1 protein-coding gene is annotated in these 1337 nt (G+C 54.2%); it reads right to left on the bottom strand.

Annotated features, from left to right (window positions below):
* Nucleotides 1-33: 33 nt before the first annotated feature.
* On the bottom strand, nt 34-1227 hold the full coding sequence (locus MA884_RS27745) for an IS4 family transposase (protein WP_256233479.1): 1194 nt from the start codon (nt 1225-1227) through the stop codon (nt 34-36).
* Between the last annotated feature and the right edge of the window lie 110 nt (nt 1228-1337).

Here is a 1337-nt window from a genome sequence, read left to right as displayed (position 1 = left end):
AACGGGGACAGACCCTGAGGGATCCCCACAAATCTACTCCAATGCCTGCGCCTCTTGATGTACCTCTGCTCGCAACGCGTGCTCAAGCCTCTCCAAGGTGCTTCGAGAATTTGAGCCGCGTCCGCTGCACCAATATTCCAAGCCCAGCCGCCACAGCGATAGCACTCGTCGGCGTTTAAGGCTATTGCTTTGAAAGCGACGCTCATGACCCGCCTCGCGGGCCTGCAACCCAGTTAAAAAAACAATGTAATTAGCCAGAGCCGAGATCAGCAAAAGCACTTCGATTCGGCGTGGACAGTGGCTTCGGTGGCGAGTGACGCCTACGCCAAAGTGCTCGCTTTTGACGTCTCTGAAGCCTTCTTCTATCTGCATGCGCTTTTTGTAAATGGCCACGATTCTCGATGGATTCCATTGATCTTCCGGCAGATTGCTGGCCAACAACCAGGGCTCTCGTTCACGATTGGCCGATTGCCTACTGAGTTTGTTTTTGGCAATTGAGCCGGTGACACGCTGGTGTTTGCGCCCCTTTGCCGAATGCCTAACGCAGTACAGATGAATGATGTGCGGGGCACTTTGGGTCATCTCGATCCGCCCCAATGACTTCGGTGAAGACGATGCCAGAGCGTAGAGGTTTTTAACGGGCAGCCAAGTGTCTGACTCATTTCGGTAGAGATCCCGGTTACGCACGCGCCCCACGTAATACCAGCCTTGCGCCTCGACGGCTTTGATCCATGGCCGGCGAAAACCTGCATCAGCCACAAGGATCGGAACGCAGTCTTTGGGGAGCATTTCGGCAAGCGTTTGTAGCAATCGTTTTTGATATTTGGGACAACCCTCGCGCTCATGAACGCTTTCGTAGATCGGGAACGAGCGTCCTGCCAACGGGATGGCAGCGCGCAACAAAAAGAGCTCTCCAGCCGCATCAATGGGTGACCAATCAACCAGGATCAACGGATGCTTCAGCGAGCCCAACAAGGCTCGCAGCATGACCCAGTAGAACAGCGGGCGCTCGGTTTGCAGATGCCGACTACCCAGTAACCGATCCACTCGTTTGATGGTGTGTTTGGGATAGGCTTTGCTTGGCAAGAATCGACCAAGCCCCGTCAGAGTGAGCCGACGTCCTCGCAGTAATGCGCTGACACAACACATCAACGTTTTCAGACGACGAGAATGAACACCAGGAAGTGCTTGGGCGAGCGCGCTGTGTAAGAATCGGATGGCCTGCATGGGGCGGGATCTTGTTTTGTGTGGTGCAACACAAGCTGCCGACTCATGCAGGTCTCTTCAATATTCCAACTTCTTGATTTTGCGTAAGAAAATTCGGGGATCCGTCAGGG

Source organism: Pseudomonas sp. Q11 (assembly GCF_024494355.1).
GTDB lineage: Bacteria > Pseudomonadota > Gammaproteobacteria > Pseudomonadales > Pseudomonadaceae > Aquipseudomonas > Aquipseudomonas hefeiensis.
The sequence above is the reverse complement of the archived record's forward strand: the minus strand, read 5'-3'. Positions and strand labels throughout refer to the sequence as shown.